The following is a 15,935-nucleotide window of genomic DNA, read 5'->3' as shown; positions in this document are numbered from 1 at the left end:
GCGCATAATAAGCAGATGAACAGCAGAGCCGTTTGTAGGATTTGTTTTCTGATCATGAACAGAGGGAATGGAACAGCAAAAAGCCTCCCTTACGGAAAGGCTTTTTGTACATTGACAGACAAGCTTTTGTAATTGAATTTTGGATATAATATTAAATATTGATTAACGAGCTACTCCCGTGAGGATGACGGTCTGCCCACCCTCCTTGTTGTTGACCACACCGCTACCGTCGGGGCCTTTCCCGCCGGGCAGGAAGCTGTCGCTGGTCCAGGTGTGTGGATGGATGTTCACCACAAATGTGCCGGGTACCCCCACCAGGTCAGAGATATCATACATAGCCCCGTACTCCCAGGAACTCAGGCGTGTGTCATTGCCTGGGTTGTATTTGGCGTTGAAGGCGGCATCTGTTCTGCGATGATCCATCTCCAGCATGGGCTTGATTTGTTTGGTGGCAATGCTGTATTGCCAGATACGGCCGTCATGTTTGTTGTTCTTGTAATAAGAGTCGCCGTCTTCCTGGATGTAGACGTAGTTCTGGGTCACGCAGATATTATCTGGGTTCACGATACTGTTACCGGGGTCTACTGCCCCGTCAATGAGAGGAGTAAGTTTGCCGGCAAGTGGATTATTGGCATCCATCTCCAGTTTGTACACCCGTCCCCACATGGTTAGTCCGGCCACGGGAGTTACTTTGTCACCTTGGCTCACTCCGGTGGAGGTAAAGTAAAGAGTTCTGCTTGCGGCGGCACTGCCTTTGCCGTAATCCAGATCCTCTACGCGGGCGAACTGGAGGGCACCCTGCTCAACAGTTTGGGCTGCCAACTGAGAACCGGTACTGCTCAGCACATTGTTGTATTCCACAAACTCCACGTCATAGGAGGAGTTCACGGCCATGTCTGTCTCTACTGGGTTCTTGTTTGTGCGACGCAACATGTACAGTTTACCGCCCTGCAAATCGCCGGTGGAGTTTGACAGGTACAGGTTTACTTGCCCAAGGCTATTGGCGGCGCTGCTTTCGTCTTCCCCAATGAAGATGGCGGTCTTACCAGGATAGGCATTTTTGGGGAGGGGTACCGCGTTTTCGGCGCTGCATTTACCCAAGGCAGGCAGAACCCGGTTCGGGTTGCTTTTGTCAGAGGTAGTGCCTAAGGGATTGATGGCATGAATCATGGATTCAATGCCACTCTCGCCGGCAGTAAGGAAAGTAGGGCCAAAACCGTGTTCTTCCGGAGTAGCCAATGTAGCAGAACACAATCTCCAGCGCCCACCAGCCCCATCCACAATGTATTCCCCTTTCAAGGGTTTTAGGTTTTTATCTAAATACACGCGAGAAACAGACTGTAAAATCTCATGATTGGTAATCATGACATACCCCTCCCCCTCAGGATTTTTCATCATGCCCGATCCATCCGGCTGCGCCCCGTAGATGAATGAAGGAGATCCTTCCAGTTTATCATCACTGCTGATAAGCGGACTGATCTTTACACTTTCAAAGCCGGAAAGCATTTTGACCAGAGAGGGGGTGACAGACTGGCTTGAGATTTCTGCCCCGGGAGTGGATTCTTCTGCGTCATCTTCGCTGCAAGCCCCAAAAATACTGAAGGCAGCCATTCCCATGGCAAGGGGAAGTCTTTTGAATAAAGGTTTCATATAGAGGGGTGTATAATATTTTTATCAAAAGTACCCCTCCTTTGTTACCCCTTAATCAGGCCAATGTTAACTCAATATTAATGTTAATACCCTGCTGTAAAAGATTACCACTGTGAGCTTACCCTTTCTAAAACTGCCCCGGACGAACTTATATGCCCGCAATCAGTTAGTTCCTCTTCAAACTGGCAGTTGGTGTAGTCGGCCGGTAGCTTCATAATCCCATTAAGTGATACTGGATCAAGTACCCTTAAAAATTCATCCTAAGCACAATTGATTTAATTCTTAAAGCTTTTTATCGCTCACAACACTTCCGCCACTGGAAATATCATCTTAAAATTGTTTAGGGAAACCGTGGCCAATGGCTTTAACTGCTGCACTGGCGGGAAAAACCGGGCATCAGCGCCGATGCTTTTAGTGGAAGCCAGTTGTGCGTGGCCACTGGCTTTCGGTTGAGTGAAAAGTAACAGCCCCCTATGCGCTTGCACAATCCGGTTTAGAGGGAAAAACCGGGTGCTGAAGGGTAATTTAGGTCCCCAGGATTTTATCTGCGCCGTGAAGAACGCTTGCCCATTTTGGCTTACCTGCACGTTGGTGGAAACGTCTGGCGAGGAACGTAGGCTGAAATCCGCGAGTTCTTTGGGAATGCCCCAGTTCTCGCGCCCGTTCCAGGCACTGGCGTGGGTAGACACATAAATTTTGGAGATGGAGAAGGTGAGCTTTCCCATCGTCTTGAAAAGCGCCGGAATAAACAGCAGTTCTTGATACGGCCCCACATCTGAGGTACGGTAGTTCATGAGCAGTACGGCCCCAATCCCTATTTTAGCGGAGTTTTGCTGAAATGAGGCTAAAAACCCGTGGCGCTGACGGAAGGCTTCTGGAATTCTGTAGAGCCAGACAATGCCTTCGCCGGTGAGATGCCAGGGTGCGGGAGCTATGAGCGGGGGTGGCTGCATGCAGTTTGTTTTTGGTGTGCTTCCTTCAACGATTCCTCTTCTCCACTGTTGCCGCTTGGCCTTACGCACTACTGATGGAGTATTACTTATCATCAATAGAAGTTAAACTATAGGCACCTCCTGAACTCTTCGCCCTCCTCCCCCCGCTTTTGCGTATCTTTGCGGAGCAGCCCGCCGTTTAGGGGCGGCATTTCTAAAAAAAGACCAAAACCGATATGAATATAGGAGACCGCGTGCGCCTCATGCACGGCAGAGAGCAAGGCGTGATTACCCGCTTTCTGGACAATAACCTGGTAGAAGTAGCCATTGACAATGATTTCACTATTCCAGTCATGCGCCGCGAGGTGGTGGTGATTGCCCCCGAGGAAGAACAGATGTTCCGCAACGCGCCTGCGCCGGAGCCGGTTAAGAAGAAAGAAGCCCCGGTGGTTCCTTCCACGGCCGTGGCGGGCATTTACGTGGCACTGGTTCACCAAACCCCCGAGCTGCTGGCGGTGCACATCGTCAATAATTCTGAGTTCGACCTGCTGTTCACCTACGGCGAGGAAACCGAGAAAGGCTACCGCGCCCAGCACAATGACCGCCTAACTCCCAAGAAAACCAAGCCCGTGGCGCACTTCCACCTCAACGATTTTGAGAAGTGGCCCGACCTGGTGGTGCAGTACTTACAGCACAAAACCGGTTCCAACACCCTGCTGGAGCCGGTAACCCGAAAGCTCAAGTTTAAGGCCTCTTCCTTCTACAAAAGCAAGAAAACGGCTCCCGTGTTGCAGAAAGAAGGCTACGTTTTCCAGTTGGATTCCAAGCCTTCTTTGGTAAACCCAGGCCAGATTCAGGAACAGTTGATTGAGTCATCGGCGCAAACCGAAAACATCAAAGTAGCCGTTCCTAACCATGAAGTGGACCTGCACATTGAGAAACTGCTGCCTAATGAGGACCCTAAAAAGATGAGCAATTCTGAGATTCTGCGCCAGCAACTCACCGTTTTCCAGGACAACCTGGACCGGGCCATCGCCGCGAACATGCACGAGATCATCTTCATCCACGGCACCGGCAACGGCGTTCTCAAAAAGGAAATCCAGAAAGTGTTAAGCCGTAACCCGCACATCAAGTTCTACGAAGATGCCCGCAAAGAGAAATTCGGGTACGGTGCTACAAAGGTTTCTTTGAAGTAAGCTTCTACTTTGAAAGCTGAGGCAGTAATGGCCGCGTTTGGGGGCTGTTCGCCGTTGTTAGTGTTATCACCAACAACTTCTCATCCGTTCAGTTTGATGGTGTTTTTGAGAATTGAGCCGATAAAGGATTGTTGGTGATAACACCAACAAGGGCACGAAGTTTCTCAGGAACCCTGCGGAAGCGAAATATAGCGGGTGAAATTAGGGAAGCGTTTGAGGGCTGTTTTGGTGGAAACGGCTCTTAAACGCTTCCCTTTTTTGAAGGAGTTTTGAGCAAAACACTACTGCTTTTCTAGTTCACCCACAAGGTCCTTTCAGGATGACAATAGGTGAGGAAGAAGTGACAATAGGTGGGAAAGAAATGAGCAGCCCTTTGCAATCATTTTAAATTCACACCTTCATTCATAAATCCATTCCCTCTCTCAATCATTCAATTCAATCTCTCAATTACTTAAATCTCCCCCTCACTTATTCTCTCAATCATTCAATCTCTCAATCATTCACTCCCCATCTCAGAAACGCGGAGCATACGCAGCAGGGCGGTCTTTTTGTACTGATGTTCCTGCATGCGCTTCATGATGTCATCTAGCAGGGAAATGGATTTTAGGATGTGGGGGCCTTTGTTCAGCATGACACAGTCGGCGCGCTGGGCCATGGCGGCATCGGTGATTTCGGCGCGGGAGGGGCGGCCTTTTTTGGTGAGTTTCTCCAGTACCTGGGTGGCCCAGACCACCGGCAAATGCGCCGCTTCCGTAATCCAGAGGATTTCTTCCTGCACTTCGGCCAAGCGCTGCCAGCCTAATTCCACGGCCAGGTCTCCGCGCGCTATCATGATTCCGGCGGGGTGTTGCCGCATGAGGGTGAGCAGTAAATGGGGCAGATTGCTGAAAGCGGCTTTGGTTTCAATCTTGAGCATGATGCCCACGTGCGTGGCCTGGTGTTCTTGCAGGGCCTGCTGCAGTTCCTCCACCATCTCGGGGTGGCTCACGAAAGACAGGTTCACTACATCGGCGTGTTTTACTACAAAAGCCAGGTCTTCGCGGTCTTTCTCGGTTAAACGGTGCAGTTGCAGGTCGCTTTCGGGCAGGTTAATGCCTTTGTCGGGCCGAAGTTTGCTGCCCGCCTCATCAGCGGCGGTAATTTTGATGCGCAGAAAATTGGGGGTTACTTCTTCAATCACGCCTTCCATCTCGCCGTCGTCAAATAAGATTGGTTCGCCTTTCTTCACCCGCGTGAAAACCTCAGGCAAGGTGCAGGAGATATGCGCTGGTTCCACTTCGTTTCCTTCTTTGTCCAGACGGGCGGGCGCACCGGGAATGCTCTCGCGGTGCAGAAACAGCTCCTGCCCTACTTTCAGGTTCAGCGGAATGACCATTGCGGGCAAAGTGCCTATTTTCTCTTTGAAGGTCTCGCCAGATTTGTGCACCAGAGTAAGTTGCGTGCCCGTGCTCAGGTACGCCGATTTCAGGAGATGGATCAGAACGCCGCCGCCTTTTTTCTGGAGCACGGTAAACGTCCTTTTCCGGTGGCGGGTGTCTTTAAAGGTTATCTCATCGCCTTTTCTGGCGTGTTTTACCCATTCCGCCGAGACGCGCAACGTCAGGTCTACCCGTTCTGGGGCGGGAACTTCTGGCGGGGCCAGCCACACTTTGGCCGGTGCCAGTATTTCACCTAGTTCATCAATTTTAGGGTGAATGGCTACTACCTGAGGCCCGGGCTGAATGGAACCGGTGCGGAGTTTGGGGCCCATCAGATCAAAAAGAATGATGCACCTGCGCCCCAGCTCTTTTTCGGCTTTTCTGATCTGCCGAACCATTTTTTCCCATACTGTTTTATCATCATGGGCACAGTTCAGGCGGGCGCAGTTCATACCGGCTTTGATGAGGTCCCGCACCATTTCATAGTCATCGGCCATATCAGCCGAAAACGTAACCATAATGCGGCCCTCCCGGTTGGGCGACGGTTCTCCCAGTAAGGCGGTAATGTTGGGTTTAAGGCCAGTAAGGGCCGGCAAAAAAGGAAGCACCTGGGGAGTTGCTTGACTGGAATAGGCCAGCAGTAAAGACAATTGATTTTTTACGGCGGTGAGGTTGGCCATCACGTTACTTTCGGCGCGGCCCAAGGAAGAAAGGCCCAGTTCCGCCAATGCCCGCTGCAGTTCGCGGTGGTCATGTTTCCGGAGGGCCAGGTAATGCAGTAGGTTCTTGCTACTTTCCAGAAAAGCGGGATGCACCTGTTGGAGCGGCGCCTCATAGTTTTTCTCCAGCGCAGTAGCCTCTTGCATCAACGCCTCTATCTGGTGAATGAGCTTGGTCAGTTTGGTTTGGTCCGGGTAATGCGTGGAGCTGAATTCACCTGCTGTTTTTGCGGGCTGTAAGGATTCTTGTTTCATAACGTTGTCTTCGTATGGCCCAATAAAGCAACTTGTTCATGGCCTCTGCTGCTTCTACATACGTTTTGCAGGCCTTCACAGCCCATCTTTCCTCTTCTTCTGCTAAGCTGATTTTGGTAAAACCAGATGTGCCTGTGTCTCCCGCCCCGGGCTGTAAGCAGCAACCTAAACTTGGCCAACCTGTTTACCACTTGTTTTCAGGAAAGCGGCTTTAAACGCAGGGTGCCTTTATAGTCCATTTCCAGCTAGAAAGCTGTACCTTTGTCAAAAATCGGCAAGCCGGCTTATCGCTGCGCCTTCGGGCGGAGAGGAAAGTCCGGGCAACGCAGAGCATCCTGCTTCCTAACGGGAAGGCACCTGGCGGGCGACGGCCAGGTGACAGCCAGTGCCACAGAAAAGTACCGCCCGTATGTAGTTGTTAGTCATTCGTTTTTAGTTGTCAGTTTTTCTGATGACCAACAACTAGTAACTGATAACTACAATGGGTAAGGGTGAAAAGGTGCGGTAAGAGCGCACCAGCGGCTAGGCGACTAGTCCGGCTGGGTAAACCTCAGGAGTTGAAAGACCAAATAGGCTGACAGCGCCTTGTCCTAGGGCAAGGCTAAGGACTGCTCGTCCGATGTCAGCGGGTAGGTTGATGGAGCCCCTCCGTGAGGACGGGCCTAGATAAATGATAAGCCATCTGCCCCCGGGCAGAGGACAAAACCCGGCTTACAGGCTTGCCGATTTTTTTATTTTCCCTTCTCTGCCTTCACTTCGTCCAAAACTTGGGTTTTGTTACCCCTGAAGTACAAACCCGGGCAAATCTTTCCGTATAAACCCTTGTATTCAGAAACGTCCTGCTGCTGGCTGTCTTATTTTCTTTACTGAAAAACTGGCGCGGCACGGAAGTATTCTTTCAACGTACCTGCTGTTTATGCTGTTAAACACTAGAATTCCATTATCCTACATCTTTAATAAGATCAAAAAAGATCTGGTTATCTTAGTTGTAATTGGGGTGGTGGTTCATTATATCTCTGCTATTTACCGGAACTATATACCAGAGATGCCGGGCACCATTCCGGGTTTTCTGGGAACGGCCATTTCTGTGTTGCTTTCTTTTAAGATGAGCCAGGCCTATGACCGCTGGTGGGAAGCCCGCAAGGTATGGGGTGCCATTGTGAACGACTCGCGCAGCTTTGTGCTTCAGTTGCAATCCTTTCTTAGAGACAATACCCACCCCATGATTAAAACCCTGGCTTATCGGCAGATGGCCTGGTGTTATTCTCTGGGACAGTCTCTGCGCGGCTTGAACCCTCTGGAGGGTTTAGAGGCCTTTGTGCCCGCACATGAGCTCCAGCACTTGACTTCGCACACAAACAAACCATTGGGACTCATTCAATTAAATGCCCTGGATCTTAAAAATCTGTATCAACGGGAGGAACTGGATACCTTTAAACATGTGCAACTAGACGCTACCCTGGTGCGGCTGGTAGATTCCATGGGCAAGGCCGAACGAATCAACGGCACGGTATTTCCCATCACCTACCGGTTGTTCCTGCATTTTTCCATTTACCTGTTTGTAATCACGCTTTCCATTTCCTTACGGGAAATTGCCCTTATCTTTGAGCTTCCGTTACTGGTTATTATTTCTTCGGTGTTCTTTCTACTGGAAAAAACTGCCTTCCATTTGCAAGACCCGTTCCGAAATCGACCCAGCGATACCTCTGTCACCGCTATTGCCCGGAACATTGAAATCAACATAAAGCAGTTACTCAACGAAAAAGAAGTTCCGCAGCCTTTGGCGCCGCAGGGCTTCTATCTTTTATAACATCTTTCCCGTTTATGTACACTCAATCCAGAGAAACACAAAGCCAACTAACGCCCGACCAAGCCTTCCAATTACTTAAAGATGGAAATGCCCGGTTCATCAATAACTTAAAATCGAATCGTAATCTGCTGCAGCAGGTCAATGAAACCAAGGAAGGTCAGTTTCCCTTCGCCACTATTCTGAGTTGCATGGACTCCAGAACCTCAGCGGAGTTGATTTTTGACCAAGGTCTGGGCGATATTTTCAGCATTAGAATTGCCGGGAACATCCTGAACGAAGATATTTTGGGCAGCATGGAATTTGGTACCAAGGTGGTAGGAACCAAAATTATTCTGGTACTGGGGCACACCAAATGCGGAGCCATCACGGGCGCCTGCGACCACGTTGAACTTGGGTACCTCACAGGGTTACTGCACAAGATAAAACCGGCCATTGACCATGAGACAAGCACCACTACTGATAGAACCGGCAAAAATACTGCCTTTGTGCGCAACGTCACCGAGATCAACGTGCATTTGGCGCTGGAAAGAATCAGAAAAGAAAGCCCCATCATCTCTGAGTTAGAAAACCAAGGACTTATTAAGGTGGTTGGCGGAGTATATGACGTAGAAACCGGTTTAGTATCGTTTTTCGAAAAATAGGCTTTAAGCACCTTATTCGCACCAACTTACGTTTTCTGGCAAATTCCCTGTCCTTACCCCAACAGGAAGGCAAGGACAGGGAATTTGCTTCTCTTTCTCTAGAATGAAGAATTACTCCATCGTACTGCTCCTTCTTTTACTTGGAGTCCTCTGGTGCCCTGCCACTTTTGCGCAGGCAACCTGGGAATTGAAGAAAAACCAGGACGGCATTGCCGTGTATACCAAGCAACTGGAGAATGCGGCTGTGAAGCAGATTAAAGTAGTATGCGAGTTACCCGGCACTACCGCCAACCTGGTGAACCTCCTTAAGAATGTAGAGCACCACTCAGATTGGGTATACCTGAACCGGAAGACCGCCCTTCTGAAACGGAAAAGCGAAAATTCCCTCATCTACTATACTGAGGCAGACATGCCCTGGCCCTTAGACGACCGCGACCTGGTGGTAGAAGCCACCTTCTCTCCTATTTCCAAAAACAACACGGCCCGGGTAGAAGTAAAAAGTTTATCCGGCTTTTTGCCTGTCAAGAAAGATTTTGTGAGAATCCCCTCTTCCCTGGCCACTTGGGACATCATGCAGCTACCCGGAAACAAAATCAAAGTTGAATATGTGTTCTCGGTAAATCCTGGAGGTTCTGTACCCGCTTGGCTCGTGAATGCCACTGTAGCCTTAGGCCCCCATAAAACCTTCCAGAACCTCCGCGATATCCTAGCCAAAATGGCAAAAGGACAGGTAAAGTAGTTTTGTTTCTGTTCTTAGCAGAAGATGGTAGCAACCTACTCCTCCGCAGAAAAAGGCTTATTAATTCTATAGAGGTTGCTCGTAATTACTGAACAGCGAACGTTCTTTTGAGGCTGTCTCCTCACGGAAGTTTCAAAATTCCGGTCATGGTAGGTCCAAGTCACAGACTTGAACCATGTTTTCACCTTTGCAGGAGAAAGGAATGCGTGTGATCTGCTTGTGTAAACATCCCCCTTCGCCCCCTTCAAAGGGGGAATCTCCGCTTTAGTGGGCAGAAGTGCATTGCAACTTTCCCCTTTCCAGTCTTTCCCGAGCGCGCCTCGCTTTTGGCCCTGGAAAGGCTTCAGCTAAGCGCAAAGGACATAACAGGCCGAAAGGGCAGTGCGCGAGGGGAAGACGGGACCTCGCGGCCGTGAGCGCACGGAGGGCAGCCATGCAACAACCCAGCATAAGGGCACCGCATCAACCCACCGCCACGCCAGCGACAGGCAAACCCCATGCACTTAATCATCAAAACAGTAAGTGTCACCTGTTCCCCCTCAAAAAACCAACTCCATTCATTAACTAAAACGCAAAATCAGTTCCATTTTTTCAAACGACCGTTTGCATATACTTCATTTTCATCAAACTAACAAGCGTTTTATTGAGACTTTTAGAATATTTTACTAAAAAAGTTTGGAAGTAACTACCGCACCCCGTATGTTTGAGCATCAATACAGCAAGACAATGATGCAGCGCAATTCTTACTTTTATGGTTTTTACTTTTTTGGACCTCAGCCGGGGCTCAACAGGTAAGACTTTGCGTTAAGAAACAAGAAGATAAACCTCAGAGCCCCGCCAAAAGCGGGGCTTTTTTCGTTATGAACAGAGCCCTAAAAATCGCCATCCAAGGAGGTCCGGCCTCCTTCCATGAAACCGCCGCCAAAGAGTTGTTCCCGGCGTCCACTCTCAGTACGCTCTCTTGTGCGTCGTTTCCAGAACTATGCGAAGCGCTGGAATCTGGACTGGTAGACTATGCGGTCATGGCCGTGCAAAACTCCCTAGCGGGTCCGTTGTTGCCTAACTATGGCATGATACACCAGCACGGGCTTTCTATCACGGCGGAGCGTTGGCTGTTGCTGGATCAAACTTTGATGGCCTTGCCTGGCCAAAGGTTGGAGGACATTACGGAAATCTGGTCCCACCCCATTGCGCTGTTGCAGTGCTGCGATTACCTGGAGAGTCAGCCTCAGGTTAAAACCAAAGAAACTTCTGACACCGCAGACACGGCCCGCCTCCTGAAAGAAGACCAAATCAAGGGAGTAGCCGCCATTGCCAGCCGCAAAGCCGCTGAACTGTATGGCCTGGAGGTGTTGCAGGACAACGTAGCCAATGACGAGGAAAACTACACCCGTTTTGTGGTGCTTTCCAGAGATAAATCTGCTAAAACAGCCAATAAAGTTACGTTGCTGCTGCCGTACCCGGTGGTGAAGTTCTCGCTGGAAAACGTACTGGAGAAATTAAACCAAGAATTGCTGGAACTGACCATGCTGCAGCCACTTCCGTCTGTAAACCCCGGTCAACCAGCCCAATGGGTACTGGAACTGGAAGGCGAACAAGCCGCATGCATTACCCAGGCCCTGGCCGCGCTCGCGTCAGTTGCACCCAAGTTTACGGTGCTGGGCTTGTACCCTAAAGCGGTGGCTCCCCTACCGCAAGACAGATTAGCCGGTTGCCTGTCCTCCATGCTTACCACTCAAACGCAGTTAGTATGATTATCTCCAGCGCCCAACGACTAGAGCACGTGCAGGAGTACTACTTCTCCCGCAAGCTGGCCGAAGTACGTGCCTTGAATGCGCAGGGCCGCAACATCATCAACCTGGGCATAGGCGACCCCGACATGGCTCCTTCTGAAGAAACCATTGAAGCCTTAGTGAGCACCAGCAGAAAGCCTGGGGTACACGGCTATCAACCGTACAATTCCATTGCCCCGCTTCGGCAGGCCATTGCAGATTGGTACCAACGTACCTATGCGGTAGAACTGAACCCAGAACAGGAAGTGTTGCCGCTCATGGGCTCCAAGGAAGGTATCTTCCACGTGTCCATGGCGTTCCTGAACCCCGGCGACAAAGTATTGGTACCAAACCCAGGCTATCCGGCGTATGCCGCCGCTGCGAAACTGGTAGGCGCTGAACCGGTTTTCTATACCTTGAAAGAGGAAAACAACTGGCTGCCAGATTTTCAGGAACTAGGCCATTTGCTACAAGCCGGTAACGTGAAACTGATGTGGGTAAACTATCCGCACATGCCCACCGGCGCCGAAGCGACGGCCGAAGTACTACAGCAACTGGTTCAACTGGCCCTGCAACATAAATTCCTGCTGGCCAATGACAATCCGTACAGCCTGGTGCTTCCCAACGAAAAACCGCTGAGCTTACTATCCTTGCCGCAAGCGAAAGAGTGCTGCCTGGAATTTAACTCCCTTAGCAAATCACATAACATGGCGGGCTGGCGGGTGGGCATGATATTGGGCCGGCAAGATTACCTCCAGTGTGTGCTGCGCGTGAAGAGCAACCTGGATTCTGGCATGTATCTACCGGTGCAGCACGCGGCCATTCAGGCCTTGTCTAACCCAGACGCCTGGCACGAAGCTCGGAACGAAGTCTATGCCCAACGGCGTCAGAAAGTGTATGAACTGTTGGAGCTTCTGGGTTGTTCTTACCAAAAAAATGCGGTAGGAATGTTTGTCTGGGCCCGGGTCCCGAACCAGGTAACCGATGTAGAAGCTTATCTAGACGAGATATTATACGAAGCCGGGGTCTTTCTGACCCCGGGAAAAATTTTCGGGACGCAGGGCGAGCGTTATCTTAGAATCTCCCTCTGTCTCCCCCAAACCAAGATTGAAGAAGCCACTAACAGAATAACAAAACATTTAACCTCGGCCAAAACCGAACTTTCCTTATGAGTACGAAGCATTTAGACCTGTCTCCCAAAACTGTTTTCAAACGCGCAGACGGACAACCCTTAATCATTGCCGGCCCGTGCAGCGCCGAAAGCGAAGAACAAATGCTGGCCACGGCCCGCGGTTTACAGGCCGTGCCGGAAGTCACCATCTTCCGGGCTGGTATCTGGAAACCACGTACCCGTCCCGGTGCCTTTGAGGGAATTGGCAAAGTGGGCTTAAAGTGGCTGAAGACTGTGAAGGAAGAAACCGGCCTGCTCACTGCCTGTGAAGTGGCCACGGCCGAACACGTAAACGATGCCCTCAAACAAGGGGTAGACATCCTCTGGGTAGGTGCCCGTACCACCGTGAACCCGTTCTCGGTACAGGAAATCGCCGATGCCTTAGAAGGTGTGGATGTGCCGGTTTTGGTAAAGAACCCCGTAAACCCTGACCTGCAACTTTGGTTAGGAGCGTTAGAGCGCCTGAACCGAGCCGGTATTACTGATCTAGCGGCCATTCACCGCGGGTTCTCGGCCTTTGATAGCCGTCCGTACCGCAATCACCCCAAATGGAACATGGCCTACGAGTTCAAGAAATTGTTGCCCGAGATTCCGTTGATCTGTGACCCCAGCCACATTGCCGGAAAACGCTCTCTGCTTCAGCAAATCAGCCAGGAAGCCCTCAACCTGCAGGTAGATGGCCTCATGATTGAAACCCACTGCAACCCAGACGTCGCCTTGAGTGATGCCGCCCAGCAAGTCACTCCAGAAGGTTTATCACAACTGTTGGCTTCCTTGGTAGTAGAACGTGTAACTGCTTCTGCAACCCAAAACGAAGAAGAATTGAGCGAACTGCGCAATCTCATCGATTACCTTGACAACGAGTTGATCAATGTATTGGCCCGTCGTTCTTCCGTAGCCAAACAGATTGGTATCTTGAAGAAAGAAAGCAAGATGAACCTATTGCAAACCGGCCGTTGGGAGCAAGTGATGGAAAACAGACTGAAAGCCGCTGCCCGCGAAGGTTTGGAAGAAGTATTTGTCAAAGCAATTTTCCAGGAAATTCACCAGCATTCCCTGCACGTGCAGGCGGCCGCCGAACCCACCAAAGTAGGCGTATAACACAAACCAGAATACAGGCCGTTTTTTTGAAATTGTGCCTAAAACAGAAAGCCCCAGCTACCTATAGCTGGGGCTTTCTGTTTTAGGCACAATTTCAGGACGAACCTGCTGCGGCAATTCTGGTTACTTATATCAGATCACCCTAAAGAGCCTTTTTTAAATTGTTGAGAATAGTAGGCTGTCGTGGGGCATAAATTTTTCAGTGCCATTGTTGGTATTATCACCAATGATCCTTTATCGGCTATCTTCCCAAAACTCCCATCAAACCGAGCTGATTAGAAGTTGTTGGTAATAACACCACAACAGCGAAAAGACTTTCCGGGGTAAATTAGTATTACTCTATCCGTATTCCTTCCTCCCTTTTGTAAGTCTGGCTGGAACTCACCCGGCAGCTTCCCTTTTGAAGTAAAATTGCTAAAACAACTTATATAGGTTGAAACTTCTGGATACGCAAAGTCTATCTACTTGACAAAGTCTGCCCAGATGTAATAATGATGTAGTGCTTTCTTTTACCTTGATGTAGTGATGAAGTAACATGTAGAAACCGTCCATGTACAGATATAACTAACTTTCGTACTGAAAAGGTAAGACTCAGACAAACTTATTTCCCTCATCAAACTTAAAGATAAGCTACATGAAAAAAAGCTACTCCATTCACCCAACCAGGAGTAAAACCTTCAAAAAAGGATTGAGCCTGCTGGGATTGCTTCTTCTCTTAGTTACTCTGGCACAGGCACAGACCTTGGTCTGGGAAGAGAACTTTAACGGTACTGCAATTAACCAGAATAACTGGACATTTGAAGTTGGTGATGGCTGCAACAAAGGCATCTGCGGGTGGGGCAACGCTGAACTACAGTATTACACAGACAGACCTGAAAATGTCCGCATTGAAGACGGCAACCTAGTGATTGAAGCCAGAAGAGAAGCCTTCCAGACCCGTCAATTTACTTCTGCCCGCCTTAAAACCGAAGGAAAACTGCAATTCAAGTACGGCACCATTGAAGCCAGAATCAAAGTACCAGATCTCCGGAATGGTTTGTGGCCCGCCCTCTGGACCTTGGGTGCAGTAGGTGGCGCTTGGCCGGCCAACGGAGAAATAGACATCCTGGAGATGGGCATACGTGAGGCAATACAGGCTGGACTGACCAACAGACGCGTTGGGGCAGCCGTGCATTGGGAGCATAACAACAATACCGCAGATTATGGGACCCATTTTGACCATGCCGCTGACCTGAGTAACGATTACCACCTCTATAAAATGGTGTGGACGAGCCAATCCATCAAGATTTATGTAGATGACCGGGAGTTCTTTACCTTCAATTCAGCGGGTGCGGCAGCCAGTGACTTAGAAGAATTCCACAACCCGCATTTCCTAATACTTAATTTAGCGGTGGGTGGTAATTACCCCGGTATCAATAATCCAACCGGAATAACGGCTCCTTTACCTGCTAAAATGTATGTAGACTACATTAAGCTCTACCAGAACGCCACTGATGAGATCATCACTGATCCAGGCCCCATTAGTGCAACCGGTAACTATGGCATTTACACCGAAACTACCCCTACTTCAAACAAACTCAGCTTTGAAGGCGATGCCAATTTGTACCTGTGGGAAGGAACCCTTTCGGCGATCACAAGCCCTGCTCCTGCCCCTTTTGAAGGAACCCAGGTAATAGCCGTGAAGGAAACCGGAAGCAAAGGTTGGTATGGATTCGGGATTGCGAATGCACCAAAGAATCTATCGGCGTACGCTGCCAATGGTTCACTTAGATTCCAAATGAAAACCACCGCTACCGGTACTTTTAAAGTTGGAATTAAAAGCGGAGACGTAGAAAGTTGGGTAAACATAACCGATACGGGAGATCAGTTTGGCTTAGTCAGGGACGGGAACTGGCATCAGGTAACCATTCCTTTCTCCCGGTTCATGGCTACCACTGGCTTCAACCTCAACAACGTGAACCAGTCCTTCATGGTCGCTTCGGTGACAACTCCACCTGCTGGGGCCGAGTTATTCTTTGATAACATCTATTACGCCCCTACGCCTCTTGGCGTGAATGAAGATGCTGAACTGAAAGTGACTGTAAGCCTCTACCCTAACCCAACCTCTGGTGAGATTTATTTTTCCTCCCAAAAAAGCTTAGACGGCAGTGCCGTTACCATTATGAACATGGCGGGGCGTCAAATGCTAACCACTAAAGTGAAAGGAAACAAAGTAAATGTTCATGGCTTACCGGCGGGTCTCTATACGCTTATATTGCAACAGAACGACAAAACCACTTTCAAACGCTTTATCAAAAAATAAAATAAATAGGATTAGGTAAAAAGGAGGCTCCCTTTGGGAGCTTTCTTTTTTTAAGCCCTTTTCGGCTTGTTATCCATAAAGCACGTCAAAATCATGAAACTTCTCCCTTTCATACTCAGACCTTTTTCACTACTTTGAAGTGGTCTATCTCCTTTACCGTACCTCCACTTTTAGGCCTTATTTCCCAAACAAAACAAATACCCCCTCGTTTTAAAAAGCTCATGTAACG

At 49.6% G+C, this 15,935-nt stretch carries 11 protein-coding genes and 1 other RNA gene; 9 read left to right on the top strand and 3 right to left on the bottom strand.

Features of this window, described 5'->3' with window-relative positions:
• Positions 1–162: 162 nt before the first annotated feature.
• On the bottom strand, positions 163–1,650 hold the full coding sequence (locus ACY0JR_RS15150; RefSeq protein WP_462634958.1) for a PhoX family protein: 1,488 nt from the start codon (positions 1,648–1,650) through the stop codon (positions 163–165).
• A 299-nt stretch (positions 1,651–1,949) separates the two neighbouring features.
• A complete protein-coding gene (locus tag ACY0JR_RS15145; RefSeq protein ID WP_462634957.1) occupies positions 1,950–2,603 on the bottom strand; it encodes an acetoacetate decarboxylase family protein in 654 nt (217 codons plus the stop codon).
• A gap of 215 nt (positions 2,604–2,818) precedes the next feature.
• Between ACY0JR_RS15145 and ACY0JR_RS15140 the strand changes: the two genes are divergently transcribed.
• Positions 2,819–3,778, top strand: coding sequence for a Smr/MutS family protein (locus ACY0JR_RS15140; protein WP_462634956.1), 960 nt, complete (start codon positions 2,819–2,821; stop codon positions 3,776–3,778).
• Positions 3,779–4,274: 496 nt separating this feature from the next.
• Here ACY0JR_RS15140 and ACY0JR_RS15135 read toward each other — a convergent pair whose 3' ends face one another.
• Complete coding sequence (locus tag ACY0JR_RS15135) at positions 4,275–6,170, bottom strand: pyruvate kinase (RefSeq protein WP_462634955.1); 1,896 nt, start codon at positions 6,168–6,170, stop codon at positions 4,275–4,277.
• Between the two features lie 271 nt (positions 6,171–6,441).
• On the opposite strand from ACY0JR_RS15135, the gene rnpB reads away from it, so the two are divergent.
• The 8 genes from rnpB to ACY0JR_RS15095 all read left to right on the top strand — a co-directional run bounded on the left by rnpB (position 6,442) and on the right by ACY0JR_RS15095 (position 15,706).
• An RNA gene (gene rnpB, locus ACY0JR_RS15130) (RNase P RNA component class A) lies at positions 6,442–6,900 on the top strand.
• 186 nt (positions 6,901–7,086) lie between these two features.
• Positions 7,087–7,980 (top strand): bestrophin family protein, encoded by an 894-nt coding sequence (locus ACY0JR_RS15125; RefSeq protein WP_462634954.1) that lies wholly within the window; start codon positions 7,087–7,089, stop codon positions 7,978–7,980.
• Entirely contained in the window at positions 7,977–8,621 is a 645-nt protein-coding gene (locus ACY0JR_RS15120) for a carbonic anhydrase family protein (RefSeq protein WP_462634991.1), read from the top strand. Before ACY0JR_RS15125 ends, ACY0JR_RS15120 begins: the two co-directional genes overlap by 4 nt.
• Positions 8,622–8,724: 103 nt before the next feature.
• Positions 8,725–9,360, top strand: a complete 636-nt coding sequence (locus ACY0JR_RS15115) for an START domain-containing protein (RefSeq protein ID WP_462634953.1) — start codon at positions 8,725–8,727, stop codon at positions 9,358–9,360.
• Positions 9,361–10,220: 860 nt separating this feature from the next.
• On the top strand, positions 10,221–11,114 hold the full coding sequence (locus ACY0JR_RS15110) for a prephenate dehydratase (protein ID WP_462634952.1): 894 nt from the start codon (positions 10,221–10,223) through the stop codon (positions 11,112–11,114).
• On the top strand, positions 11,111–12,304 hold the full coding sequence (locus tag ACY0JR_RS15105; protein ID WP_462634951.1) for a pyridoxal phosphate-dependent aminotransferase: 1,194 nt from the start codon (positions 11,111–11,113) through the stop codon (positions 12,302–12,304). Before ACY0JR_RS15110 ends, ACY0JR_RS15105 begins: the two co-directional genes overlap by 4 nt.
• On the top strand, positions 12,301–13,404 hold the full coding sequence (locus tag ACY0JR_RS15100; protein ID WP_462634950.1) for a chorismate mutase: 1,104 nt from the start codon (positions 12,301–12,303) through the stop codon (positions 13,402–13,404). Before ACY0JR_RS15105 ends, ACY0JR_RS15100 begins: the two co-directional genes overlap by 4 nt.
• A gap of 634 nt (positions 13,405–14,038) precedes the next feature.
• Complete coding sequence (locus ACY0JR_RS15095; RefSeq protein WP_462634949.1) at positions 14,039–15,706, top strand: family 16 glycosylhydrolase; 1,668 nt, start codon at positions 14,039–14,041, stop codon at positions 15,704–15,706.
• The last annotated feature ends 229 nt before the right edge of the window (positions 15,707–15,935 follow it).

The organism is Rufibacter sp. JT3400010 (genome assembly GCF_054956755.1).
Note: the sequence above shows the minus strand (reverse complement) of the source record. Positions and strands in the feature narration are given on the sequence as shown.

Bases quoted from the DNA above. Each gene is read 5' to 3' on its own strand.
- ACY0JR_RS15145 (WP_462634957.1), bottom strand. From the start codon at position 2,603: ATGCAGCCACCCCCGCTCATAGCTCCCGCACCCTGGCATCTCACCGGC.
- ACY0JR_RS15140 (WP_462634956.1), top strand. From the start codon at position 2,819: ATGAATATAGGAGACCGCGTGCGCCTCATGCACGGCAGAGAGCAAGGC.
- ACY0JR_RS15125 (WP_462634954.1), top strand. From the start codon at position 7,087: ATGCTGTTAAACACTAGAATTCCATTATCCTACATCTTTAATAAGATC.
- ACY0JR_RS15110 (WP_462634952.1), top strand. From the start codon at position 10,221: ATGAACAGAGCCCTAAAAATCGCCATCCAAGGAGGTCCGGCCTCCTTC.
- ACY0JR_RS15100 (WP_462634950.1), top strand. From the start codon at position 12,301: ATGAGTACGAAGCATTTAGACCTGTCTCCCAAAACTGTTTTCAAACGC.
- ACY0JR_RS15105 (WP_462634951.1), top strand. From the start codon at position 11,111: ATGATTATCTCCAGCGCCCAACGACTAGAGCACGTGCAGGAGTACTAC.
- ACY0JR_RS15115 (WP_462634953.1), top strand. From the start codon at position 8,725: ATGAAGAATTACTCCATCGTACTGCTCCTTCTTTTACTTGGAGTCCTC.
- ACY0JR_RS15135 (WP_462634955.1), bottom strand. From the start codon at position 6,170: ATGAAACAAGAATCCTTACAGCCCGCAAAAACAGCAGGTGAATTCAGC.
- ACY0JR_RS15150 (WP_462634958.1), bottom strand. From the start codon at position 1,650: ATGAAACCTTTATTCAAAAGACTTCCCCTTGCCATGGGAATGGCTGCC.
- ACY0JR_RS15095 (WP_462634949.1), top strand. From the start codon at position 14,039: ATGAAAAAAAGCTACTCCATTCACCCAACCAGGAGTAAAACCTTCAAA.